Annotated in this window: 19 protein-coding genes, 1 tRNA gene and 1 pseudogene; 14 read left to right on the forward strand and 7 right to left on the reverse strand. The window is 42.9% G+C overall.

Features of this window, described 5'->3' with window-relative positions; translation table 11 throughout:
- Position 1 precedes the first annotated feature (1 nt).
- Complete coding sequence (locus tag ACFOWS_RS13515; protein ID WP_379765414.1) at positions 2-1,978, reverse strand: DUF3857 domain-containing transglutaminase family protein; 1,977 nt, start codon at positions 1,976-1,978, stop codon at positions 2-4.
- A gap of 398 nt (positions 1,979-2,376) precedes the next feature.
- On the opposite strand from ACFOWS_RS13515, the gene ACFOWS_RS13520 reads away from it, so the two are divergent.
- The 9 genes from ACFOWS_RS13520 to ACFOWS_RS13560 all read left to right on the forward strand — a co-directional run bounded on the left by ACFOWS_RS13520 (position 2,377) and on the right by ACFOWS_RS13560 (position 8,619).
- The gene (locus tag ACFOWS_RS13520; RefSeq protein WP_379765417.1) at positions 2,377-3,054 is read left to right on the forward strand and encodes a porin family protein; all 678 of its coding nucleotides are present in this window, start codon (positions 2,377-2,379) and stop codon (positions 3,052-3,054) included.
- Positions 3,055-3,109: 55 nt separating this feature from the next.
- Positions 3,110-3,535, forward strand: coding sequence for a porin family protein (locus ACFOWS_RS13525; protein WP_379765420.1), 426 nt, complete (start codon positions 3,110-3,112; stop codon positions 3,533-3,535).
- Positions 3,536-3,835: 300 nt separating this feature from the next.
- Positions 3,836-4,552: a hypothetical protein gene (locus tag ACFOWS_RS13530; protein ID WP_379765423.1), complete on the forward strand. Its 717-nt coding sequence runs from the start codon at positions 3,836-3,838 to the stop codon at positions 4,550-4,552.
- The gene (locus ACFOWS_RS13535; RefSeq protein WP_379765426.1) at positions 4,549-4,983 is read left to right on the forward strand and encodes a hypothetical protein; all 435 of its coding nucleotides are present in this window, start codon (positions 4,549-4,551) and stop codon (positions 4,981-4,983) included. Before ACFOWS_RS13530 ends, ACFOWS_RS13535 begins: the two co-directional genes overlap by 4 nt.
- Positions 4,980-5,438 (forward strand): hypothetical protein, encoded by a 459-nt coding sequence (locus tag ACFOWS_RS13540; RefSeq protein WP_379765429.1) that lies wholly within the window; start codon positions 4,980-4,982, stop codon positions 5,436-5,438. Before ACFOWS_RS13535 ends, ACFOWS_RS13540 begins: the two co-directional genes overlap by 4 nt.
- Positions 5,435-6,703: a hypothetical protein gene (locus tag ACFOWS_RS13545; protein ID WP_379765432.1), complete on the forward strand. Its 1,269-nt coding sequence runs from the start codon at positions 5,435-5,437 to the stop codon at positions 6,701-6,703. Before ACFOWS_RS13540 ends, ACFOWS_RS13545 begins: the two co-directional genes overlap by 4 nt.
- On the forward strand, positions 6,691-7,032 hold the full coding sequence (locus tag ACFOWS_RS13550) for a hypothetical protein (protein ID WP_379765435.1): 342 nt from the start codon (positions 6,691-6,693) through the stop codon (positions 7,030-7,032). The genes ACFOWS_RS13545 and ACFOWS_RS13550 overlap by 13 nt, the downstream gene beginning before the upstream one ends.
- On the forward strand, positions 7,016-7,483 hold the full coding sequence (locus tag ACFOWS_RS13555; protein WP_379765438.1) for a PulJ/GspJ family protein: 468 nt from the start codon (positions 7,016-7,018) through the stop codon (positions 7,481-7,483). The genes ACFOWS_RS13550 and ACFOWS_RS13555 overlap by 17 nt, the downstream gene beginning before the upstream one ends.
- Positions 7,483-8,619 (forward strand): type II secretion system F family protein, encoded by a 1,137-nt coding sequence (locus ACFOWS_RS13560; protein WP_379765441.1) that lies wholly within the window; start codon positions 7,483-7,485, stop codon positions 8,617-8,619. Before ACFOWS_RS13555 ends, ACFOWS_RS13560 begins: the two co-directional genes overlap by 1 nt.
- Before the next feature lie 74 nt (positions 8,620-8,693).
- Here the strand turns inward: ACFOWS_RS13560 and ACFOWS_RS13565 are convergent.
- Positions 8,694-8,766, reverse strand: a tRNA-Met gene (locus ACFOWS_RS13565).
- A gap of 231 nt (positions 8,767-8,997) precedes the next feature.
- Between ACFOWS_RS13565 and ACFOWS_RS13570 the strand changes: the two genes are divergently transcribed.
- Both ACFOWS_RS13570 and era read left to right on the forward strand, forming a co-directional pair.
- Positions 8,998-10,362 carry an alanine/glycine:cation symporter family protein gene (locus ACFOWS_RS13570; protein WP_379765444.1) on the forward strand — a complete coding sequence of 455 codons (1,365 nt, stop codon included), beginning with the start codon at positions 8,998-9,000 and terminating at the stop codon, positions 10,360-10,362.
- Entirely contained in the window at positions 10,352-11,233 is an 882-nt protein-coding gene (era, locus tag ACFOWS_RS13575) for a GTPase Era (protein WP_379765447.1), read from the forward strand. The genes ACFOWS_RS13570 and era overlap by 11 nt, the downstream gene beginning before the upstream one ends.
- A gap of 4 nt (positions 11,234-11,237) precedes the next feature.
- On the opposite strand, the gene ACFOWS_RS13580 is transcribed toward era, so the two are convergent.
- Positions 11,238-11,741 carry a GTP-binding protein gene (locus ACFOWS_RS13580; protein WP_379765451.1) on the reverse strand — a complete coding sequence of 168 codons (504 nt, stop codon included), beginning with the start codon at positions 11,739-11,741 and terminating at the stop codon, positions 11,238-11,240.
- 76 nt (positions 11,742-11,817) lie between these two features.
- Here ACFOWS_RS13580 and der point away from each other — a divergent pair, with 76 nt between their 5' ends.
- Positions 11,818-13,119, forward strand: coding sequence for a ribosome biogenesis GTPase Der (gene der, locus ACFOWS_RS13585; RefSeq protein ID WP_379765454.1), 1,302 nt, complete (start codon positions 11,818-11,820; stop codon positions 13,117-13,119).
- Between the two features lie 73 nt (positions 13,120-13,192).
- Positions 13,193-13,708: a hypothetical protein gene (locus ACFOWS_RS13590; protein WP_379765457.1), complete on the forward strand. Its 516-nt coding sequence runs from the start codon at positions 13,193-13,195 to the stop codon at positions 13,706-13,708.
- Here ACFOWS_RS13590 and pbpC read toward each other — a convergent pair.
- Together pbpC and ACFOWS_RS13600 are read right to left on the reverse strand one after the other, a co-directional pair.
- Complete coding sequence (gene pbpC, locus ACFOWS_RS13595) at positions 13,705-16,077, reverse strand: penicillin-binding protein 1C (protein ID WP_379765460.1); 2,373 nt, start codon at positions 16,075-16,077, stop codon at positions 13,705-13,707. The genes ACFOWS_RS13590 and pbpC overlap by 4 nt on opposite strands.
- A 10-nt stretch (positions 16,078-16,087) precedes the next feature.
- Positions 16,088-21,646: an alpha-2-macroglobulin family protein gene (locus tag ACFOWS_RS13600; RefSeq protein WP_379765463.1), complete on the reverse strand. Its 5,559-nt coding sequence runs from the start codon at positions 21,644-21,646 to the stop codon at positions 16,088-16,090.
- Positions 21,647-21,876: 230 nt separating this feature from the next.
- On the opposite strand from ACFOWS_RS13600, the gene ACFOWS_RS13605 reads away from it, so the two are divergent.
- Entirely contained in the window at positions 21,877-22,290 is a 414-nt protein-coding gene (locus tag ACFOWS_RS13605; RefSeq protein ID WP_379765465.1) for a nuclear transport factor 2 family protein, read from the forward strand.
- 3 nt (positions 22,291-22,293) lie between these two features.
- Here ACFOWS_RS13605 and ACFOWS_RS13610 read toward each other — a convergent pair.
- Both ACFOWS_RS13610 and ACFOWS_RS13615 read right to left on the reverse strand, forming a co-directional pair.
- Positions 22,294-23,084 (reverse strand): annotated as a pseudogene (locus ACFOWS_RS13610) (TPM domain-containing protein).
- Positions 23,065-23,502 (reverse strand): TPM domain-containing protein, encoded by a 438-nt coding sequence (locus ACFOWS_RS13615; protein WP_379765468.1) that lies wholly within the window; start codon positions 23,500-23,502, stop codon positions 23,065-23,067. Before ACFOWS_RS13615 ends, ACFOWS_RS13610 begins: the two are co-directional and overlap by 20 nt.
- Positions 23,503-23,504: the final 2 nt, after the last annotated feature.

Here is a 23,504-nt window from a genome sequence, read left to right on the forward strand (position 1 = left end):
ATCATTCAACACTCTTTTTGCTTGCTTTTCGATTGATGAAAACTATTGCTGCAATTATCAATAGTGCTATAATTACAAAAACAACGGAGCCAAAAAGAAATAAAGAACCAATAGAATAGCTTGAATTTGCATTGTCCCAACCCTTATTCGTATTGGTTGAAATCATATATCCAATGTTCTTGTCCAGCTTCACCATTTCGTCATAAAATGTATTGAAAGCCGATGCGGGAACATGATCGCTCTGATTTTTATAATAGTAGCTTATATTCAGCGTATTTGATGAGATATCATAGGTTGAATTGTAGTTGTAATAGAAAAAATCGGAATTAATTGTGAACTCTTCTGGTCGTGCCAATATTCTTTCGGGCAGTTTTAATTCAAAATGATGTTTTCGAACCATGGGATAGCTCAGGGCGTAAGGTGTGGACCGATCCAATTGGGTGGGCATGGACAATGCTGAGGTTAAATTAAATGGAATGATGGTTAGGTTTACAGAATTTGGATTTTCCATTGATTTATCCCAGATAGAGTCCAGCTTATATTGTTCTAGTACCACAATTTCATTTTTTAGGGAATCGTCCACAACTGTAAAGGGAGCTTTTGAAGCTAATCTTCCATAATTATGGGTGGCAACAGAAAGTAATTCTTTATCAATAATGTCTTTGCTATTGTTCTTTAATATACTCCGCATATAATCAGCTTCCCCATCGTGGTAATGCGATCTTATTTCTAGGTCGGCTCCTTTTCCTATTTCAACAATTTTAAATGTGCTAAACTTCTCCACCATATTATTTTGGAAGTTTGAAATCGTATCCAAATAGTTTAGACGAGGATCCAGAACAAGCCCAAATTGGTAATCAGGAATAAATATATCGTTAAAACTTCCTCCTTGATTAACCAGAGTGGGGTCATACCAAAGATTGGTGCCTTCCTTATCAATGACCTTTACAATGCAATGATCAAAGACTTTTGATGAGGGCATCATGGTTGAAAGAACATGGGCTAAACGCGTATTTACCAAGGTGGGATAGGCTTCAATGCCCATTTTGTGCAGTAGTGCCGCAAACAGAACACTTTTATCTTTACAATCGCCAAATCTTTGTTCAACTACCTTATTTGGAGAGTTTGGTTGATATCCACCAATACCTGAATGCAATGCCAAATAGCGTATTTCATTTTGGACAAACTTTAAAGCAGCGGTGATCCGGCCACCTTCGGAAGGATGCTTGGCCATGATGTCATCTGCAATGGCAATTAGCTCTTTACTATAAGGTTCGTTAAATGTGAACAACTTTTCTCCCCATGCTATCACATCGTTCCAAGCTTCATATTCAGAAACAAATACGGTTGCATTTTGTATGAACCAAAAAGGGATGTTTTCATCCATTTTTATGGCAGGTACTTTTTCCTGGGCCCATGAGTAATGCGTAATGCCCTTCCTTGTATTTTCTGATGTAGAAACATCAGAATTGATAATTTTAAAATTTAGTTTTCGAGTACTGAAAATGTGGGCTGAAATTCTGTCCAGGTATTTGGGCGAGCTAAGAACAAAACTTGTCGAGAATTTATTTTTTTGGATGGGATTGAATCCTTTGATCGAGTAGGAGAAAACCGTAATGTCTCCTGTTCTTACATCCGGAATATTCATGAATGCGGTAATAGTGCCATCATAAATAAAATTTTCAGAGTTTCGTTCACGTCTTGCCGTTTGTATGTCCTCTAACCTAAGCCGGTTTATGGTCTTGCCGTTTCGAACTACATCAACATTGTGAAATCGCAATTGTTGGTAGCTTGGATCATAGTCTGCAGATACACTTGAAATACTTTGTATTCCATTGAAGTCCACCGCTTTGCCAACGCTTTTAAAGTAGACTTCTTCCAAATCTACATTAACCTGCTCGGTATAAAGAAGAACTTGAGAACCATCGGCAACTCCATTTTCGGGTATTCCACTATTAACATCATACTTTTCTTGCACAATCCAATAAGGTTCTTTTTCAATGGTAACCTGAGAAAGTGCGAATTGAAAAAAAAGTAAGTGTAGAAATAGTAGAGTAATCCTTGATTGCCGATTAGTCACATTTGCGTTCTTCCTAAGGCAAAATTGAAACTGATAAGACATTTGGTTCTGGTCGATGGTTTCATTCATAAGATTTGGGGATGGTTGGTTTTGTTCAAAGTTAATTATTTTTTATCATGGTTATGGTCCTAAGAACTATTTAGAATCTACAGAATTGAACTGCTTATACAACACCATTGTCCAAATATCAATTGATATGGCAAATCCGTCAATTCTCCTCCAAATATGGTCGATCATATAAGTACACTTGCAAATCATTATATCGATTGTTTTCCAAATTGGGTAATGTATTTGATATGCTTTTTAAAGAATCTCAAACTTTAAAACAGAAAGTGAAAAAAACCAACCTTCTTATCGCACTCGCAATAGTAATTTGTACAACAGCCTCGGCACAATTCAACAATGCAGTTGGCATTAAAGCCGGGGCTAATTATTCCCAATTTAGGCCAGATTTTAAAATTGAGGGGTATAAGGTTCTCGATTTTCAAGCAAAAATGGGCTACTATGCTGGAGGCTTTTTCAATGTTGGAGTTTCAGAGAGAGCAAGTATCAGACCTGAGTTGCTCTTCGCCAATCAAGGAACAAGAACATCTAGTGAAATAGTTTTTGAAAAGCCTAATGAACCCCCTATGGCAGGTGAAGTTGTAACTATTTGGAATGAATTAGTGTTATTGTTGCCCATTAATTTTCGATATAAAGTGGTTGAACGTCTTTATGTGGAAGCTGGTCTACAGGCTGGTTATGCCATAAAAAGAACAGAAGTTGTTAAAAAAATTGACTTTGATCCTTCATTGGAAGGTCATAAAGAGACTCATTCTGATATTGATCGATTCGATTTAGGATTAAATGGGGGATTGAGCTTTGATGCCACGGATATATTGGAGCTACACTTTAGATATAGTTATGGCCTGTTGGAACGAGACAATACCTACAAAACCTCTGTATTTAACCTTGGCCTTGGGATTAAGATATAGGCCAATAAAAAGCAGCAATAACCAATAGTAATAAATTATCAAACCAAAACTTATAATGACAAAACAAGTACTATTTGCCACTGTTTGTATGCTAATGTTCTTTAATACAAGTGCGCAAGACGGCGGAGATTTTGAATTTGGAACAAATGTAGGACTAAACCTGGCCAGCGTATCCACTGTGGACGGTCTAAACGATACCAAAACAAGAATGGGATTAAACGTTGGTGCTTCTGCAGAATACTATTTTTCTGATAACTGGGGTTTGAAAATGAAGCTTATTTATGATGGCAAAGGGTGGGCAGATGGATTCATCGATGGAGAAGACTTTGGTAATATGACCACCAACTTCAGGCTTAATTATGTCTCAATACCCGTAATGGCAAACTGGCATTTAGGTCGTAACAGGAATTTGTATTTGAACTTTGGACCCTATGCAGGACTTTTATCAGTGCTACTGACTCAGAGTTGGAAATTGATGTAAAAGATGCGTTCAAAAGCACCGACTTTGGTATAGCCCTTGGAATAGGATACAAATTTCACGTAAGTGATACTACTAAATTGTTTTTTGAATGGGATATCCAATCCGGATTGACTGATATTTTTGAAGAAAATTTAGGAGATATGGTTAGAAATAAAAGAAGTAGCCTAAATTTTGGAGTCTTGTTTAATCTGTAACCCATGGTGACTCTTGCCATCTTTTTGAAATAGGATTGGAGAGTGAGGGTGGCGCCCCAAAAATTTGATTGCACAAAAGATGAACTGTCTGCACAAAATCTTACGTATGAAACCTACAATAGCAATCATGCTGATGGCATTGGTGTTTCATGCCTGTGCGCCTTTGGTACATATTTCAAAAGCAGGAGCCCCCATACCCTGTCTTGGTGCTATAGGAAAACAGCGGTCCACACTATTTGCAAAATACTTTCACAAAGTGGGCGAACCCACTTTATCTGAACCTATTGCGATATCGATACAATCTGTCGCCTTTACCCCAGGCCAACTGGTTAAGTACACCAAACGCCAAGAAAGCCAAGGCAAAAAATCCAATATATCCAAAGGGGATTCCACACAAATCCAACAACAGTATTATATGGCAAAAATAAGTGACGCCATAGGTTTGACCACCCAATTGAAAAGTTCAGAAAATCAGCCCATAATTGATTATTTGAAAGAAGATAAGAACTTGGTCATGTTGACTGGAATTTCATTTATGGCCAATGAAGAAATCAGCCGCCAAATCAATACTACAGGGCATTATTACATCAATAATGTCAATGGCAAACTAACCTTGGAACTCAACGGTAATGCAGGCAAGTATCAGGTTGAAATGTCAGACCTCCAAATCTTTGGTTTTGAGACCTCCAATTTCTGTTGGAAGCGCAACAAACTAGGCCAGGTGGAAATCGCCCATATTTTGATGGATGGGAATAGCTGTCCCGGAGAAACCAAAAACAACCCGAACAAATTGGACCCAATCCTAGATTATTCAAAGTTATGATGATACAAAAGACACTATATGTCGTTTTGGCTGTTTTGGTGACCCTTTCAAGTTGTGAAGATATTTTGGAAGTACCGGACATTTCCAATCAATCCGTTTCCATTTTGGCTCCCACGGAGGGCAGTACCCTCACTACCAATACGGTTGTTTTCAACTGGGAAACTGTGGAAGGTGCCACAGGGTACAACATCCAAGTCGCCACCCCGAATTTTGAGAACGCAGCGCAATTAAACTTGGATACCATAGTGCGAGTTGATACGCTGGGCAAAGTGTTGACCCAAATAAACCAAAATTTGATGAATGGAACTTATGAATGGCGCATAAAAGCCTTTAACAGCGATTATGAAACAGTCTACACCATAAGTGGCTTTCAGGTAAACGGGGATGATAACAAAACCAGTGGAACCATGAAACGTACTTTTGAACATTGAGCAAGAATCTAAGGACATACGTGCTCTTGGCCCTTGTATTGATTTTATGGGGCATCATTGGTTTTAAGGTGATAGGGACCCTCTCACCAGAGCCGCAACCTGAGATTGTGGTAAAGCGAACCTCGCAAGACCTGAAGTCGGTCAAAAAGAGGGACACCTTCAGCTTGATCGCCGATTACCGTGACCCTTTTTTGGGAACCCTTCCCCCGCGGAAAAAGAAAACGGGGAAAAGACCTGTTGCAAAAAAAGAAATGCCCAAAAAAAATATCGTGTATTCAGGATTGGTTTCCCAGACCGGTTCGGGCAGCACCCTCTTTTTTATCTCCATTGACGGTAGACAATATACCCTGTCCAAAAATGAGGAGGTGGACAATGTCCGTTTGCTGAGGGGAAACGAAGAGAACATCAGGGTACGTTATAACGGAATCACTGAAACCATTGCACGGGCCGAATGATCTGGAACCGAAAAATAAAGGCCGGGGCACTTCAGTTTGTGCTCTTCATAGGTGCGATCATTGCCGTATTGCTCATGTCCTTCGTGCTGATTTCCCATACCCATACACTTTTTAAGAAGAAAACGGATGTCACCGTTGCATTGATCCAAGCTGCAGATCAGGGATTGGCGTATTCCTTTGAACAATCCGTGCAAAATGGGGATTTGCTCCAAGTTCCTGATGACGATGGAACTGGAATCGCCACAACGGTCCAAAAAAAATATTGGGGCCTATTGGAAATCCGAAGCGTTTTGGCAAAAAAAGGAAAGTTGGAGTTTGAGAAAACTGGTTTTGTGGGATATGGCCAAAGTGAGATTTCCGCACTTTACCTAAAGGAGAACCAACGGCCCATGGTCATTGCGGGCGATGCAAAAATTACCGGAACTGTCCAATTGCCAGAACGGGGCATCAAAATGGGAAATATAGGGGGCTTAGGGTACACAAGACCACAGTTGGTCTATGGAAGACAACAAAGAAGCTCCTCTACATTGCCCAAGTTGGACAGGGAATTCCTCCAACAACAGGAAAGGCTAAGCAATCCCTATTTTGTACCCCAAGGAGAAGAAGTGGATTTGAAACCTGGAACGGTACTCAAAAACAGTTTTAAAGAAGAAACACAGCTGATCAAAGGATTTACAATCGATTTGGAAAAAACGGCCCTTTCTGGAAATGTCATGGTCTGGGCCTCCCAAAAAATAATGGTCCATCCATCCACGGAATTACATGATGTGGTATTGGTGGCTCCATATATTGAAATCAAGGAGGGGGTACGAGGAAACTTTCAGGCCGTGGCCAGTGAACGGATTTTAGTGGGGAAGCGAGCCCAGTTGGGTTATCCCACGGTGCTATCGGCAAATGAGTCCAAGAACACAAACAAGGAGCTGGGCGGTTCCCGTATTCCCAACATTTTGGTGGAAAACGGTGCATCCGTAGCTGGGATTGTTCTGTATATGGGGCCCGATGAAACCAAGGATGTCAGGCCGCATATCAAAATAGAAGAGAATGCCCAAGTGATCGGAGAGGTGTATTGTTCCAGAAATTTGGAACTGAAGGGAGATATCTATGGAAGCGTCACAACCGACGCCTTTATAGCGTTGGAAAACGGCAATGCCTATCAAAACCACTTGTTCCATGGAAAGTTGGACGCAACAATGCTCCCGTTGGGGTATGGAGGTCTTTGTTATGAGGATAAACAAGCCAATAGAATACTAAAATGGTTGTACTGAAACGCATAAGATCGTCCACATTGATGGAAACCTTGGTGGCAACCGTACTCATTGTTGTGGTGTTCATGATGTCAAGTATGGTGTTGAACTCCATGTTTGCGGGCAGCATTGCGCAGAATGATGAACCCATACGGCAAGAGTTGTTGCAATTGCAGTACCAATACGAATATGGAAAGCTGCAATTGCCCTACTATGATGAAATGGGTCCATGGCATATCGAGGTGAGAAATGAGGTATGGAAGTCATCCCACCAGATCAATTTTTCCGCGGTGCATGAAACCAATAAAAAAGAAGTCACTTTTAAATTGTTGAATGAACAAAAGCGCTAAGAAAATAAGGGCCTTTACGCTCAACGAGATGCTCGTTGTCCTGCTGATTACAAGTTTGCTCGTTGGCATGGCCTTCAGTGTCTTGCGGTTGGTACAACAACAGATGAACGGCATCACCCATAATTATGAAAGGAACACGGAACTCAATTTGTTACGTCAAAGCCTTTGGATCGATTTTAACCAATGTGACGGGGTTTGGTATGATTCAAGCAGGCAAGAATTGTTATTTGCGAATGAATTAAGGAAGGTTGAATACCAATTTCACAAAAAATATGTCATAAAAGAGCGTGACACGTTCTTCATCGACATGGAGGAACGAAAAACATACTTTAACGGAGAGCTAAAAGGACAGGGTGAGATTGATGCCATGGACCTGCGCACCTCCCAAGAAGGAGGGGGAAGAATTTTTGTGTTCAAGAGGAACTCGTCAACCAGTTATGTAAAGCAGTAATGGGGTTTAAGTTGGAACATACATTGGGGGAAACTACTTCAAAGGCAAATAAACGGGAAGGGTTGGAAGGTCTTTTGAAGAAGGAAATCACCCTTTTTGGAAAGTTCTTTAACAATAAAAGAAAGGAAGAATTCTATAGCGAGCTTGCCGTTTTGTTGAAAGCAGGTGTTCATTTAAGGGATTCCTTGGAACTGTTGAGGGATAACCAAAAAAAGCAGAAATTCCAGGATTTCCATACCCAAATGTTGGATAAACTGGATGTCGGCCATAGTTTTTCGGAAGTCTTGAAGTCACAAAAGGACTTCACGGAATACGAATATTATTCAGTACAAATAGGAGAGGAGAGTGGCAACCTGGTCAAGATTACCGAGGAACTGGCCGTATTTTTTGCCCAAAAGAACGAACAAAGAAGAAACTTAATCAATGCATTGACATATCCTTTGATCATTCTTTGCACTGCGGTACTCGTGGTCATTTTCATGCTTCGGATGGTCGTTCCCATGTTCGAGGACATCTTCAGACAGAACGGGGTGGAACTGCCCACGATCACTAAATGGATAATAGCGGCATCCAATTTTATCAAACACTATGGATGGATGGTCCTTTTGGGATTGTTGGCATTTTTGATCTTGAGAGGACCACTTTTGCAAAAGGAATCCATCAAACGAAAATGGGACTATTTGCTGCTTAGGGTTCCCTATGTGGGGAACTTTATCCGTTCGGTCTATCTGGCCCAGTTCACCCAAGCTGTGGCATTGTTGACCTCCTCCAGGGTCCCTATGTTGAACAGTGTTCAAATGGTCAAGAAAATGATAGGATTCTATCCCTTACAGGACGCCCTTAACACTATGGAAGTGAAAATCATGAAAGGGTCAAGCTTGCATGAAAGCCTTAAAGGAGGCAAGATGTTCGATAATAAAATGGTCTCGTTGGTCAAAGTGGCGGAAGAGACCAATCAAACCGAGTTCATTTTTGAGAAACTCAATCAACAATACACCCTTGAAGTTCAACAAAAGTCCAAACTGCTGTCAATAATCATGGAGCCCTTGATCATTGTTGTGATAGGGATTTTCGTTGGTGTTATCTTGGTATCGATGTACTTGCCCATGTTCAGGCTGAGCAGTGTTTTGGGATAATGAGGGAACAGATTTGAAACGTTTTTAATTACAAAAAAAAGCCTCACCTTTTGGATGAAGCTTTTTCTTAATAGTAGCGGGGACTGGACTCGAACCAGTGACCTTCGGGTTATGAGCCCGACGAGCTACCTACTGCTCTACCCCGCGGTTTATATTTTAAAGTTACCTGCGTTGGCAACTGTTCTATTTCAATCTTTCAAGGCGAGGAGCCCGACGAGCGAACCCTGTCCTGAGCTTGTCGAAGGGGTACTGCTCTACCCCGCGATGTGGTCGGCAAATATACAACGATTTTTAGGTCATTTCCAAACGAAAATCAATATTCCTAATATCATGGGAGACAATCCAGCCTAAAATCCATAAATTCGGCATTTTGACCCTATGGAAGCAATCAACAAATTTATATCCTCCATGCTGCCCTACACCGAGTGGCCCATGTTCATTTTGCTCATTGGGGGCGGACTTTTTCTTGCATTTTACTCCAAATTTGTTCCCTTCCGGTATTTCGGCCATGCCTTAGCCGTAGTTTCAGGAAAATATGACGATAAAAATGCCAAGGGAGATGTGAGTTCGTTCCAAGCACTTTCCGCAGCGGTGGCCGCAACGGTGGGCTTGGGAAACATTTCCGGTGTGGCCATTGCCATTCACGATGGTGGACCCGGAGTGGTATTTTGGATTTGGATGACTGCACTTTTGGGCATGGGCATTAAATTTTATTCGGGGAGTTTGGCTATTATGTTTCGCACAACCGATTCCGAAGGGAAACTTCAAGGAGGCCCCATGTTTTATATCACCCAAGGCATGGGAAAATGGGCCAAGCCCATGGCCATTTTTTTTAGTATTTGTGGACTTTTCGGATTTTTAGGGGTTTTTACCGCCAATCAATTCACGGAAGCTTTTATGGGTGTGGTGCAACCGCATGAAACACTTTTCGTCACCAGTGAGTTCAATTGGAAATTGGGTATTGGTTTCTTTTTGGCGATTGTTACCTCTGTTGTGATTTTTGGCGGACTTTCCAAAATAGCAAAGGTGGCATCGGCCATTGTGCCTTTTATGGTAGGGGTTTATCTACTAGCAGTATTGTTTGTGATGATTAATAATGCATCCGAAGTGCTCCCAGCACTAAAAATGATATTAGTGGAGGCTTGGAATTTTGATACTATCGTCACGGGCGGATTCTGGGGTCTAGTGATAATTGGGGTGCGACGGGCCATGTTTTCCAATGAAGCGGGTCTGGGCAGTGCGCCCATGTACCACGGTCAATCCAAGAATGATGAACCCACCAAAGAAGGACTGGTGGCCATGCTGGGACCTTTTATCGATACCATCATGGTCTGCACCTTCACCGCTGTGGTCATTATTTTAAGTGGAGCTTATCTTGAAGAAGGTAGTGGCATCACCATGACCATGTCCGCTTTTGAGAAAACCCTGTTTGGTTTTGGCGATACCCTTTTGATGGTAATTGTCACCGCTTTTGCGTTGTCAACCTTGTTTACCTATTCGTATTACGGGGTAAAGAGTCTTTCTTTTTTGACGACCCCAAAAATTGGCAAATGGTACAATGTTTTCTTCGTGATCATGATTATTTTTGCTGCGGTGGCCTCGCTGCAATTGGTAAAGAACCTAATAGATCTTTCATACGCCCTCATGGTGATTCCCAACATGATGGCCGTATTATATTTATCACCAAAGGTGAACGAAGCATCCAAAAAATACCTTCAAAAACTAAAACAAGGTGGCGCATAAAGCAGGTTTTGTAAATATTATTGGAAATCCCAATGTGGGTAAATCTACCTTGATGAACGCTTTTGTGGGCGAAAAACTGTCCATTATCACATCCAAGGCGCAGACCACCCGTCATCGTATTTTGGGGATTGTCAATGGGGATGATTTTCAGGTCATACTTTCCGATACCCCTGGAATCATAAAACCAGCCTATGAACTCCAAACTTCCATGATGGATTTTGTGAAATCCGCTTTTGAGGATGCCGATGTACTGCTTTATATGGTTGAGATTGGGGAAAAGGCTTTGAAGGACGATGCATTTTTCAAAAAAATCCAGAACAGTAAGATTCCTGTTCTACTTCTGTTGAATAAGATTGACACTTCGGACCAAGAAATCTTGGAAGCACAAATGCAACACTGGCAAGACTTATTGCCCAAGGCTGAAATTCATCCGATATCGGCCTTGGAAAATTTCAATGTAAAAGAAGTGTTCAATCGTATTCTGGAGTTGTTGCCCGAAGCACCTCCGTATTACCCCAAAGACCAATTGACGGATAAACCAGAACGTTTTTTTGTCAACGAGACCATTCGGGAGAAAATATTGTTACACTACAAAAAGGAAATCCCGTATTCTGTTGAGGTGGAGACTGAAGAATTTTTGGAAGATGACGACATTATCCGAATTCGGTCCGTGATCATGGTGGAGCGCGATACCCAAAAGGGAATCATCATTGGACATAAAGGGAGTGCCCTAAAAAGAGTAGGGGTTGAGGCACGAAAGGATTTGGAAAAATTCTTTGATAAACAAGTCCACATCGAACTCTATGTGAAGGTCAACAAAAACTGGCGGAGCAATTCCCAGCAGCTTCGAAGATTTGGGTACAACGGCTAAAGAGCTACTCCCGCTGAAACCCAGAAATCTTTGTTCGGATAAACGTTTTTAGCTGCTCAGTTTGAGGTTTTCCCTTGGCCCTTCCCATGCGACCAAAAGCATATAGCGCAAACCAAATCACCACCAAAAAGAATATGCCCACCAGCCAAAAGGTGATGTCATGGCCTAAAGAGTAGTTGGAATATGCAAAAATACCTAAGATGATAAACAGGGTGCCCACCCCAAAATGCAGGAACATAAAAAACGTCCAAAGCGTTGGATTGGGACCAAATACTCCGTGGATCTTACTCACACCTTCCTCAAATGACGTAAGTTCCAAATGCAGTTGGGGTGACCAAAACGTTATTTCCGAGTTTCTGAACTTAATATAGATGTGCTCATCCAACCGTTTTACCACAAAAGATTCTTCTTCCGTTTGGTCAAAAACAGCTTTCAATTCATCCATATCGGTTTTTAAGGCGACCTGAAATCGGGGACGCAATACAATTTCATTGGCGAAATCGGTCATAACAGATTGAAATAGATGAAAAAAGGTATCATTTTTTCTTCATAATAAATGGTACTTTTGCCAAAAATAAAGGCAGATGGGAGCTATTGTGGCCATTGTGGGGAGACCCAACGTAGGAAAGTCTACATTTTTCAATCGATTGATTCAGCGCCGTGAGGCCATCGTGGATGCCGTGAGTGGCGTTACCAGGGACCGCCACTATGGAAAAAGCGACTGGAACGGCAAGGAATTTTCCTTGATTGATACCGGGGGCTATGTCTTGGGTAGTGATGATGTCTTTGAAAAAGAAATCGATAAGCAGGTAGAACTGGCCATTGATGAGGCCGATGCCATTATTTTTATGGTGGATGTGGAGTCTGGTGTAACTGGAATGGATGAGGATGTGGCCAAGCTGTTACGAAAGGTGGACAAACCTGTTTTTTTGACCGTGAACAAGGTTGACAATGCCCAACGTATGGCCGATGCGGTTGAATTTTATGCCTTGGGATTAGGCGAATACTATACCCTCTCCAGTATTAATGGCAGTGGAACCGGCGAACTGTTGGATGCCTTGGTCAAGGTGCTTCCTGAAAAGCCTGAAGAAGATAGTGAATTGCCCCGTTTTGCTGTGGTGGGACGACCCAACGCGGGAAAATCTTCTTTTATCAATGCCTTAATTGGGAAGGACCGGTACATTGTCACCGATATTGCAGGAACGACTCGGGATAGTATCGATACCAAATACAATCAGTTTGGGTTTGAGTTCAATTTAGTGGATACCGCAGGTATCCGACGGAAATCCAAGGTCAAGGAGGATTTGGAGTTTTACTCCGTAATGCGTTCCGTTCGGGCCATTGAGCATTGCGATGTCTGTATTTTGATGTTGGATGCCAATCGAGGCTTTGACGGACAGGTGGAGAACATTTTTTGGCTCGCCCAACGGAATAACAAAGGTATCGTGATTCTCGTCAATAAATGGGATTTGGTGGAAAAGGAAACCAATTCCGTGAAAGAGTATACTGCCAAGATCAAAGAAGCCATTTCCCCTTTTGAGGATGTGCCCATTCTTTTTATTTCGGTATTGAACAAACAACGGATTTTCAAGGCCATTGAGACCGCTGTGGACGTCTACAAAAACCGTTCAAAGAAAATCGTCACCCGAAAACTGAACGATATCATGTTGCCCATTATTGAGCATACACCACCTCCTGCGTATAAGGGAAAATATGTAAAAATCAAGTTTTGTACCCAACTGCCAACACCCTATCCACAGTTTGCCTTTTTCTGCAACTTACCGCAATATGTGCGTGACCCGTACAAACGTTTCTTGGAGAACAAACTCCGTGAGAATTTTAATTTTACCGGGGTACCCATAACCATTTTTATGAGGAAGAAGTAGAAGGGAACAGGACCTTAGGATATAAGTGAGCTATAGTAAGAGGTTGACCTTAATCATAAAAGCATAAATTACTATGACAAAGAGTATTTTTATTAGTGTTTCATTTTTGTTTTGTACAATAACCTTTGGACAGAACAGTGTTGATGAAAAAGACAGCTATTTTCCACTTACCAAAGGAATAAGTAAAACTTTGACATGGTACAATAATAAGTACAGAGAAGTTGTTGAGGATACCATCACTTTTGAGGGTAAAGTCTATACCCGGGTAGCTCAGATTTTTCCGCCTGATGAAACCATCAACATGTATTACTTCAAATCAAATGATACGATTTATTATTTCAATGAGGTAAAGAGGAAGCACACTCCTTTTTTTAGCATAAACCCAGTTGAAGGAGAAACAACTGCAAATGGAACAGTAAAGAAGGTTGGAGCTACTTTGAAAACCCCTAAAGGAAAACTTACCAATTTACTGGTTATAGAAATGGTATACGTGAGTGGACAAAAAGACACTAGATATTATAAGAAAGGTCTTGGACTGGTTGCTGTAAAAAATAACGGCCGATTAGTTTGTTATTATGTCCCTGATTAATTCTCCGAAGCACGTCGAACCTCCATCTGTTGTTGCATTCGATTACCTTCACTATCCACTACCGTCAAGGTGTAGTTTCCAGGTTGAATGTCCAAAAGTAGTTCATGGAAATTTTCAGTCTTGCCCACATAGGTTTCATCCAAATACCAATAGACAGTGGCATCAGATTGTTGATGGGCCAATTTCAGGATAACATCGGAAGTGGTAGTGCCCAAATCCTTGGGAAGGAGCACCGCTTCATTTTTCTTCGGATAAAGAAATTCCATACGTTGGTTTTCCAATGAGGAACACCCTGCCAAATAGTGCGGTAAGGGTTTGTAACTGGGATTGGAAGAGGTATAATAGTATTCCAAAACCGGAGGTAGCACAAACCAGTTTTTCGCTACCATATTTTCCAAGGGATAGCAATCCGAATTCACCCGAAACCGCTCTGAAGCATCCAAAAATAATTGTTGATGATAGGGACAAGGCCCGCTCCGGGTGCCATGGGTGGGGACGAGTTCTTTTTTTGTTACATCGCAATATACGGAAGCACGATACCCACTTTCAGCACAAACCTCCACTTCCACCAAATCATCAAACGGTTCTGGGAACCAACCACTTTGGGGCAGAGCATCCAGAACATCAAAAAGCAGGGGAGCAGCAGCAGTGATTCCGGTCAATCCCGGTCTGCCTTCGCCATCCGCGTTTCCGGCCCAGACGCCAATGGCATATTTTGGGGTGACCCCTACCGCCCAAGCATCCTTAAAGCCGAAACTGGTCCCTGTTTTCCACGCAATGGGTTGGGAAGAATCAAAAAAGTGCCAATTCTCGTCTCCTTCAGGGCGGTTGACCTCATACATGGCTTGAAAGGTGCTGAAAATGGCACCCGCCCCCAAAATGGGCGGGTCAAACTGTTGCTCGCTAAAATCTGGGACTTGGTTGACTAAATAGGTTGGCTGAACGAACTCATTTGGACAATAAGTACTGCTATTGCCTACAAAATGGTTCAAGGTAGAGGCAAGTGATGCGTAGGTCTGGGTGATTTCCCAAAGGGAACTTTCCGCTCCTCCAAGAATTAAAGAGAGTCCATAATAGGAGGATGGCTTATCCAAGGATTCCAATTGCATTTTGTGGAGCTTGTTATAGAATTTTTGTAGGCCGTATTCCCGGAGCAATCGAACTGCAGGAACATTCAACGAGCGGGAAAGTGCCCTACTCACAGGAACCGCACCCACATGTTTTCTATCAAAATTTTGTGGATTATACCCATTGATGACGGTGGGGACATCCTCCACCAAACTATGGGGCAATACGTGGCCTTCATCCAACAAGGAGGCAAACAAAAAGGGTTTCAAGGTGCTGCCCGTACTCCGATTCTTGGTGATAATATCCACATAATTGCCATGCGCTTTCCCCGAAGTGGAATTTCCCACGTACCCCAACACTTTTCGGGATTCCACATCCAAGACCAAAATGGCCAAGTTGTGGATTTCATTGCTTTTTAGTTGCTGATAATGGCGTTCCGCCAACAAATTGAGTTGTTGCTGCAACGGTCTTTGGATGGAGGTAGTAATCCGTTCCCCCGGATGTTCAATCCGTATGCGCTCTGTAAGATGCGGAGCGACATCAGGCAACGGAAAGGGTTTTAGGGGCAGTGGTTCAGCCACTGCCAATTCGTAGGTTGTTTGATCTAGGATACCTTTGTCCTGTAATTTTTCCAGCAAACGGTTTCGTTTTTCGAGGAATTCCTGTTCATTCCGTCCGGGGAAAATCAAGGCGGGCGCATTGGGCAGAACCGCCAAGGCTGCCGACTGCCCCCAACTCAATTCATGGGCCGGAATCCCGAAATACCGCCATGCTGCGGTTTCCAAGCCCACTACGTTTCCGCCGTAGGGCGTATGCGAAGCGTACAGATTCAAAATTTCTTTTTTGGAATGACGTAGTTCCAGTCGCGTAGCCATAAAAATCTCAATGCACTTTTCCCAATAGGTCCTGCTTTTATTCTTTCGGCTGAGGCGAACGACCTGCTGGGTGATGGTACTTCCACCTCTTCGGGTCTTTTTGGTGAGATTATGCCCAATGGCCTTGATGATGGAAATGGGATTGAAACCGGGATGTTGGTAAAAATATTCATCCTCGAATAACAGAATGCATTGCTCAAAGCGGGTTGGGATTGAATCCAATTGCGGAAATCGCCACTGGCCATCATCGGCAATCCGTGCCCCTATCAGGCTACCATCTGACGCATTGACCACAGTTGAGGCAGGGTCTTGAAACAGATTTTTGGGCAGGCAGAACAACCACAAAATCAAAAGGGTGCCCAACACCCCCAGCTTGATTTTGTGTTTAGCTGCTTTTTGTATTACTGGCGACCAAAAATCCTTCATTCACATCGCATCACTGAACCACTTTAATCCAATTTCCTTTGTTCCGTGCTTGGTAGTTGTTGTCGTACATCGCTTCAGCTTGGGCTCCGGGCAAATAATAATCGCCCAAGAATGAGGCATTCAATTTAATAGTAAAGGTTTTGGATTTTCTGGCCCCTAAATCAAAATACAGATGGGTGCGGTCATCACGGGTATCCACATAATCTGCTTTAGTTGCATTGGAATTGTTACCATCGGCGTAGGAAGTATCCACAATCTCCCATCCACTAGGTATAATATGGGTCAAGGCCAAATTATCCACATAATCGTTGGAACTATTAAAAACCGTAATCTGCGCTTGCAATTCGGTACCTTGCCGTAATTCATTTACATTAATGGAATTACCAATGGCATCCAAATAAGCTACCGAAAGGTTTAGGTTTTGCTGCTGGGCCAATTCTTCACCCACGGGTAATTTCCCCGTCTGCGTCAAGGTGGCGTAAATGGTATTACCTTGCTTATTCTTCACTTGGATTTCCTGTTTAAAGGATGAAATGGTTAGCCCACGCTGCGCAATGGCTCTATCCGTTTTTACCGAAACTTCTTTACCATCGTTGGTAAATGTTAAATCGATGGATTTACCCCCATTTTTTTGCACCATTTTAGCCATGGACAAGAGGGCAAAAGCGGTTTCCTGGGTGCTATACCAGCTTTGGGACGAGAGGTTCTTCGCCAACGAGACAGCCAGTTCTCTTTGTTTGGAATCCCCAAGAATAACCATGGTTTCCAAGGCCATGGCCCTATTTCGGAACACAGAACCGTAGGTTCTATAATCGTAATTGTTGGGTGTAAAGTTGATGTTTGCTTTTTGCGCAATGGCTTGTGCCACTTCTTTCTTGCCAACCAAAGCGTAGGCTGCCGCCAGTCGCCATTTGGCCTCATTGCTCAAGTTTTTGGATTCCCGAAGTCGGTTCATGGAAGCCAATTCAGGTTGTTGCGCCAGCGCCAAAGTGTATAAACGGTAGGCCTGAGCAATATCATTGTTATAGCTGGTAGCGGCATTGCTCCATTGCCGGGCCGCGTTTTTCTGGTAGCGCAGCCAGTTGCTCAAGAAAGTCAGGGGCAATTGGTAGCCCTGCTGCTTGGCTTCCAACATAAAATGACCAGCGTAGGAGGTGCCCCAATCATCAGCACTTCCATATCCGGGCCAATAGCTTAACCCGCCATTTGGCGTTTGAAAATCCCCCAATCTGTTGATGGCCGCCTTTATATTTTTCTCGATGTCCTTTTTTCGTTCAAAAGTGATGTCCAACACATCAGCCAAGAACAATTGTGGAAATGCTGCTGATGTGGTTTGTTCCACACAACCATGGGGATAGCGAAGCAGGTAATCCATCCGTTTTGAAAAATCCATGGGCGGCAAAGTCGAAAATTCGATAAAGGCCTCGTTAGTGCCCGAAGTACCAAAAGTTTCTAAGGAAATGGTCTGCGAACCATTGGCATCAATGGTGTACAACTCGCTTCTTGTGGTGATGGGATTAGGGTTTTCCACATCAATTTCGGTTTCACTGCTGGCACTTTCACCAGCGCCCGAAGCGGTCACTTTTATCGTTTGAAACGCAGCCGCAGGGTTAACCTTAAAATCAAAATTCACAATCTGCTCCCCAACCGAATTGAATGTGATGTTTTTGGAAGTTTCTCCGATGGGTTCCAAAGCCTTCCCTGCATTGATGGAAACTTTTACATTTTTCACTTTGGATTCCATGGCAAAGACCGTGACGGGAATGGTTACGGTCTCTCCGGGAGACAATTTCCTCGGAATCGAGGTCAACACCATCAAAGGTTTGCGCACGGGCGTGGTTTTTTCGGTATTGCCGTAGGCGCTATTCAAGTTTCCGGCCACCACCATGGTACGCACAGAGCCCACATAATTGGGCATGTTTATGGTATGCGAAGCTTTTTCACCGGGTTTTAGCGTAAATGGGCCCAAATAGGTGACTACAGGTTTGAATCGTTGTGCTTTTCGGTTTTTGGCACCGGCACCAATGCCACCACCCCCAATTGCGTAAATGTTGTCCACACTAATGGAGTAAGCGCCCATGACATCATCAAAAATATCGAAGGTTTTTACACCCAATGCTTGCCTTGCATAAAACGAGCTGTGGATGTCAGGGGTTTGAAATCGGGTCAAATCCAATAGACCTTCATCCACCACAGCCAAAGAATAGGTCATGGGTTTTTTATTGGTTTCGGAAACCGTCACTTTAAAGGATTTTTCAGGTTCCAACACATCGGGCATGGAAAGTTGAGGTTCCAAGAACGTGGATGGGTCATTCACCAAAAGGGGAACCACTCCGTACAATCGAATGGGTAAATCGTTGGCGACTTGTCCGTGTGGCTGGAGCAATGAAATATTGATATAGGCATTCGGGGCCATTTCCGTCGTGATGGGAATGGTTGCTTTCGTTTCTTTGGCCGAAGTTTCTATCCATTGCTGGGACAATACTTCGGTGCCGTTTTCTATGCTGATAAGGGCACGGCCCCCTCTATTTGAAGGGAAGGTGACGATGGCCTCTTCTCCTAGGTTATATTTTTCTTTGTCGGCCGAGAAAACCAAGATTTTGGAACTTTCTGCATCGTTGGAAGCAGGTCTTCGCCACCAGTTTCTGTAGAAATAAGCGGTACGCCCCGTAGCGTGACCAGAAACTTCATCGATAACTCGAATCAAAAATCTACCTCCATCGTCATCGGGAATATTGATGTTGAAGTTAGCTTTTCCATTGGCATCTGTGGTGATGTTCATTTCCTTGAATGGACGGTGAACGGTGGCATTTTCATAACGGGAGAGGTTATCATACCCCCGGTTCCACCACCAGCGCCATTCAATTTTAAACACTTGTACTTTTAGTTTTCGGTTGCTGGATGCATTTCCTTGCGCATCCACACTGACCACATTAAATGAGGTGTTTTCATCGGTCAAGAAGGAGCCATATTGCTTGGCTTCGGGCGATTTTAATCCCGCAAAATGGGAAAATGGGGCCAAATTCTTGGAAAATACATCAATGGAAAAATCTCCGCCTCCTTCAAAAACTTTGGTGGTGAAGGTGGCTTGAAGCATGCCAGGTGCATTGCCATTCACATTTATTTTCTCGTTTATAGGCAAAATCCCATTGGCATCCAATTTGGAAGAAATCCACTGCAATTCAGTCTCATTGAAACTGCGCACAGGATCTTGAAAGACGTAGTCTTTAAATTTTGGGAAAGCGGTATTGGTTTGCCTTAAGGTAGCATTAATATCGATTTTGAGATTTCGAGCGGGTGCACCATGCAACCATTGCACCGTGGCTTTCCCTCGGTTATTGGAATTGGCGGTCAGTACGTCATCATCAAAGGCAAAATCGACCTTTAAGCGATTGGGTTTTACGGTGGCGACTTTTAGACTTTTATTGAACTGCGCTCCACCCACCACAATTTTGGCATTCCATGTTCCGGTTGGGGCATTGGCTTGGGTGGGAACTGGGAAATAATAGAATTTTTCTTCTTTTTTGGCGTACAGACCATCAGACACGGGAGTAGTTCCTTCCGTTAGTACATTGCGCTGCACCAATTTGCCTCGTGCATCGGTAACTTCAAGCGTTACAGGATGACCTTTTGGAAGTGGGTTGGCGGCATCGTCCAAAACAAAGGTAAGGTGGACCACATCACCGGGGCGGTGAACCCCTCTTTCGGTATAGATAAAACCTTGAAGGCCGCTCTGCAACTCTTCTCCAGAAACATCAAATTGACTCAAGGAAAGGGCATTTCCATCCATCAATTTGGCATAGGCAAAATTATTGTCCTTTTTGGCCACAGCAAAGGCAACAGTCTTGTCTCCGTCATAAATGGCAAACCCAGAGGCGCCTGTGGTTACCTCTCCCAATAATTGCTGTTGGTAGTTGTACAGCTTTATTATAGTACCGGCCTCTGGTTTGGTGGTCAATAAATTGGTGGCCGTAAAATGGTAGGAGCGGTTATTTCCTTTTTTAACGATAAGGCCCAGGTCACTACCCAATAGATTGGTAAAGGCAATTCGGGTGTCATTGTAGTAGGCGGAATGGCATGGATTGTCACGTTCTTCCCAATTGTAGTCGTAATTACGCCAATAATAGATTTCATTGTCCCAATACTGCTCTTCCAAGGCCTCATCACTTGAGTTTTGTGAGGCGTAGTCAACAGAGGTTTCTTCAGCACCACCCCCAGCTTCACAGGCATACGTAGTATGTTCTTTTTTAAAGCTGAATTCCACCCGGTACATAGACCCTGGGTGTACCTTGATCAATTCGGAAAGGTTCAAAGCATGTGCTTTCCAGTAGCTGCTGTTTTCTTCCCCGGTTTCAGACAGCGGAATGACTTTATAGGCTACTCTACGACCCACGGGCCTTAAATCGGATAAGTATTCGTTGGCTAAATTATTGTTTTGAAGGTACTGCAACATGTTGTTTTCATACACTTGGATGACCCGAACTTCCACAGCGGATAGGTTTACGGTTTCAAAATAAATGGGTGTGGAAGCTGCATTGGGCAAAATGGTCCCTTTGGAAATTAATCGGACATTGGGTTTTAACTGTTCAAAAGAGACAAGCTCTGAAAAGGTTTTGCTGAGGGTGAATCCATATTCACTTTTAATGCCTTCAAAGGCATTGACCCGTACCTCGCCCAAAATTCGGTTGGAAGGGTAGACCTTGAGTACATTTCCATCAATTTCGTATCTGAGGCTCTCGGCATTTTCAATGGTCACCAATCCATTCAGGTTTTGGTCTTGCTTTAGGGGTTCTGAAAAGTTGAGCGTTAAAACAGCATTGGGTGCAGATGTGCTGGTTGCATCCACAATTACAAATTTGTTGAGCCCGGGAATCGGGTAAGTTTCCGAACCTTTGTTGTCAATTCCCAGATTGTTTCCATTCCATTTTATGGTAAGTTCGCTATCATCGGTTGCCCGGGCAATACTATCTATCTTGAAACTGAAATATTGGGCGTTATCAGAAGTGTTGTCCCATTTTACGGGAACTTTTTTGTTACCTTGCTGTACAGAAAGAACGCTATTTATTTTGGAGGCATCCAAAACATCGGAGGCATCCAAGGTCCCGGTCAAATATTGCCACTCACGGCTATAGGATTGAAGGTTGCCCAAGTTAATCTTAAAATTGGGCGTTATGGTCTTAAAACTGAAAGTGTATTTTTTAAAATCACTTTCGATGTCCTCCATGAGCCTGTTCAAGGAGAGGGTGACCACATACTCCGTATCCGGTTTTAGGTATTCCGAGGGTTGAAACGTAAGTTCCCTTCCATTTTCAATCATCAGGGTTCCCTCAATATTTGGAGAAATTTTAAGGTACTCCGAAGGTAGTTCTTGATTCAATTCATATTGTGTCAATTGTTGCGCCAGAACAATTTTAATGGGGGTTGAGATGCTTTGGTTTCCATGGGTGTGGTAACTGATGTAATCTTTGAATTTAAAGAGATTGTCCGTATCGTTTTGATCTGTCTTGTTTTTACAGGAGACAGCAAAAATCAATAAGAAAGCAATGGATATTCTGAAAAGCCTTGACATGCCGGATTGAAATTAATTAGACAATAAAATTCGCCATAGCCAAGATAGCTAAAAATAGGTAGGGGGCTTATTCTGATTTACGGATGGTACATTAGGATTTACGGATGGATGTTTTGGTAAAGATGTCTCATTGTGAAACATTTATGATTTCTCTAAGAAGTATGAAATGATAAAAGAAATATATTCATTCCATCAACAACCATCAACAACCATCAAAAAACAATCACGTCATGATTTCAAAACACATTCTACTTTTTGTATCCGTATTAGCTTTTGGAACAGCTCAGGCCCAGTCCGATTACCAATTGGTTGAACAGACGGTAAATTATTATCTGGATGGAGGGACCAACAATGATTTTGAAACCCTGAAAAAGGCATTCCACGAAACGGCTACCATGAAATTCATTGGAAAAGAGGGCTATACCGAGGTGAACGCCATCGAATTTTTTCAAAAAGGAATGAAGCCTGGCCCCAAACAGAATAGGAAAACCCGGATAGCGGACATCACTATTGCGGGGAATGCGGCCAATGCCCGTTTGGAGATCGACTATCCCGATTTCACTTTTATTGATTTTATGAACCTATTGAAAGTTGACGGAGAATGGAAAATCGTAAACAAGATTTTTTATAGAAAAGTGGAGTAAGGACTACCAACCTCCAGAGGCGCCACCGCCTCCAAAGCCACCACCGCCGAAGCCGCCGCTAAATCCACCGCCGCCTCCGAATCCTCCACTGCCAAAACCACCGGAGGAGCCAGAACTACGGCCCATGTTGCTGAGTATGATCATGTCCCAAATGTCCAAACCGCTGCCTCGGCGTCCACCACCTTTGCCACCACCCTTGTTTTTGCGGCTCCAAAGAATGATCATGATGACAATAAAAATAATGAAAGGCAGTAGTGCTCTAAGCGGAAATCTTTTCTCACTGCCAAAGGTGCGTTCTTCCTTAAATTCTCCATTCAGAACTTGAAAAATAGCATCAGCGCCTTTGTCTAGTCCGGCATAATAATCCCCTTTTTTAAATTCAGGAATGATTATGTATTCAATGATGCGTTTTGACATAAAATCGGTAAGGGTGCCTTCCGTACCATAGCCGGTATTGATGGCAATCCGCCTATCGTCCCTTGCCAGCAGGACGAGCACGCCATTGTCTTTATCCGCTTGCCCAATGCCCCATTTCTGACCCCATTGCGCTCCTAAATAGTTAATGTTTTCACCTTCGGTAGAACTGATGATTGCCACAACAATTTGGGTAGAGGTGCTATCCGAATACCGAATCAATTTTTGCTCCAGGGCATTGCTTTGCGAAGGGGACAATAGGTTTACATAATCATAAACACTGGTCTGTTTTGGGGCTTTTCTGGTATGATGAACTGCCCCCAACTTATGGAAATACATAAAAAAGCAAGTAGAAAAAGGCTAGCCTTTGGATATAGCATCGCTCAACTCATTGGTGTCGTTATGGTCCCAAGGAAAATGGGATTCCAGTTCTTTTCCGGCCATCAAGATGCCTTCCACAATACCCTGTTTAAACTGCCCTTTTTTAAAGTGGGCCGCCATGACGTCCTTTGTGGTGTCCCAAAACCCTTTCGGAACGGCGCGGTCAATGCCCGTATCGCCATAGATTACAAATTTTTTGTCATCCACTGCAACATAGATCAACACGCCGTTGCCTTCCTTGGTATTGTCCATTTTCAAAAAATGGAATAGCTGTTGGGCCCTGCTGAAATGATCTATTTTTGAGGTTCCTTCAATGTGCACACGGATTTCTCCGGATGTGTTTTTTTCAGCTTCCAAAATGGCATTGATGATTTCCTGTTCTTCATCGGCCGTTAAAAATTCCTCTACGTGCGACATAC

This window comes from Flagellimonas marina (assembly GCF_042651185.1).
Lineage (GTDB): Bacteria > Bacteroidota > Bacteroidia > Flavobacteriales > Flavobacteriaceae > Flagellimonas > Flagellimonas marina.

Coding starts and splice junctions, on each gene's coding strand:
- ACFOWS_RS13545 (WP_379765432.1), top strand. CDS start 5,435: ATGATCTGGAACCGAAAAATAAAGGCCGGGGCACTTCAGTTTGTGCTC.
- ACFOWS_RS13590 (WP_379765457.1), top strand. CDS start 13,193: ATGACAAAGAGTATTTTTATTAGTGTTTCATTTTTGTTTTGTACAATA.
- ACFOWS_RS13570 (WP_379765444.1), top strand. CDS start 8,998: ATGGAAGCAATCAACAAATTTATATCCTCCATGCTGCCCTACACCGAG.
- ACFOWS_RS13605 (WP_379765465.1), top strand. CDS start 21,877: ATGATTTCAAAACACATTCTACTTTTTGTATCCGTATTAGCTTTTGGA.
- ACFOWS_RS13600 (WP_379765463.1), bottom strand. CDS start 21,646: ATGTCAAGGCTTTTCAGAATATCCATTGCTTTCTTATTGATTTTTGCT.
- ACFOWS_RS13555 (WP_379765438.1), top strand. CDS start 7,016: ATGAACAAAAGCGCTAAGAAAATAAGGGCCTTTACGCTCAACGAGATG.
- pbpC (WP_379765460.1), bottom strand. CDS start 16,077: ATGAAGGATTTTTGGTCGCCAGTAATACAAAAAGCAGCTAAACACAAA.
- ACFOWS_RS13535 (WP_379765426.1), top strand. CDS start 4,549: ATGATGATACAAAAGACACTATATGTCGTTTTGGCTGTTTTGGTGACC.
- der (WP_379765454.1), top strand. CDS start 11,818: ATGGGAGCTATTGTGGCCATTGTGGGGAGACCCAACGTAGGAAAGTCT.
- ACFOWS_RS13550 (WP_379765435.1), top strand. CDS start 6,691: ATGGTTGTACTGAAACGCATAAGATCGTCCACATTGATGGAAACCTTG.
- ACFOWS_RS13520 (WP_379765417.1), top strand. CDS start 2,377: ATGCTTTTTAAAGAATCTCAAACTTTAAAACAGAAAGTGAAAAAAACC.
- ACFOWS_RS13530 (WP_379765423.1), top strand. CDS start 3,836: ATGAAACCTACAATAGCAATCATGCTGATGGCATTGGTGTTTCATGCC.
- ACFOWS_RS13525 (WP_379765420.1), top strand. CDS start 3,110: ATGACAAAACAAGTACTATTTGCCACTGTTTGTATGCTAATGTTCTTT.
- ACFOWS_RS13615 (WP_379765468.1), bottom strand. CDS start 23,502: ATGTCGCACGTAGAGGAATTTTTAACGGCCGATGAAGAACAGGAAATC.
- ACFOWS_RS13560 (WP_379765441.1), top strand. CDS start 7,483: ATGGGGTTTAAGTTGGAACATACATTGGGGGAAACTACTTCAAAGGCA.
- ACFOWS_RS13580 (WP_379765451.1), bottom strand. CDS start 11,741: ATGACCGATTTCGCCAATGAAATTGTATTGCGTCCCCGATTTCAGGTC.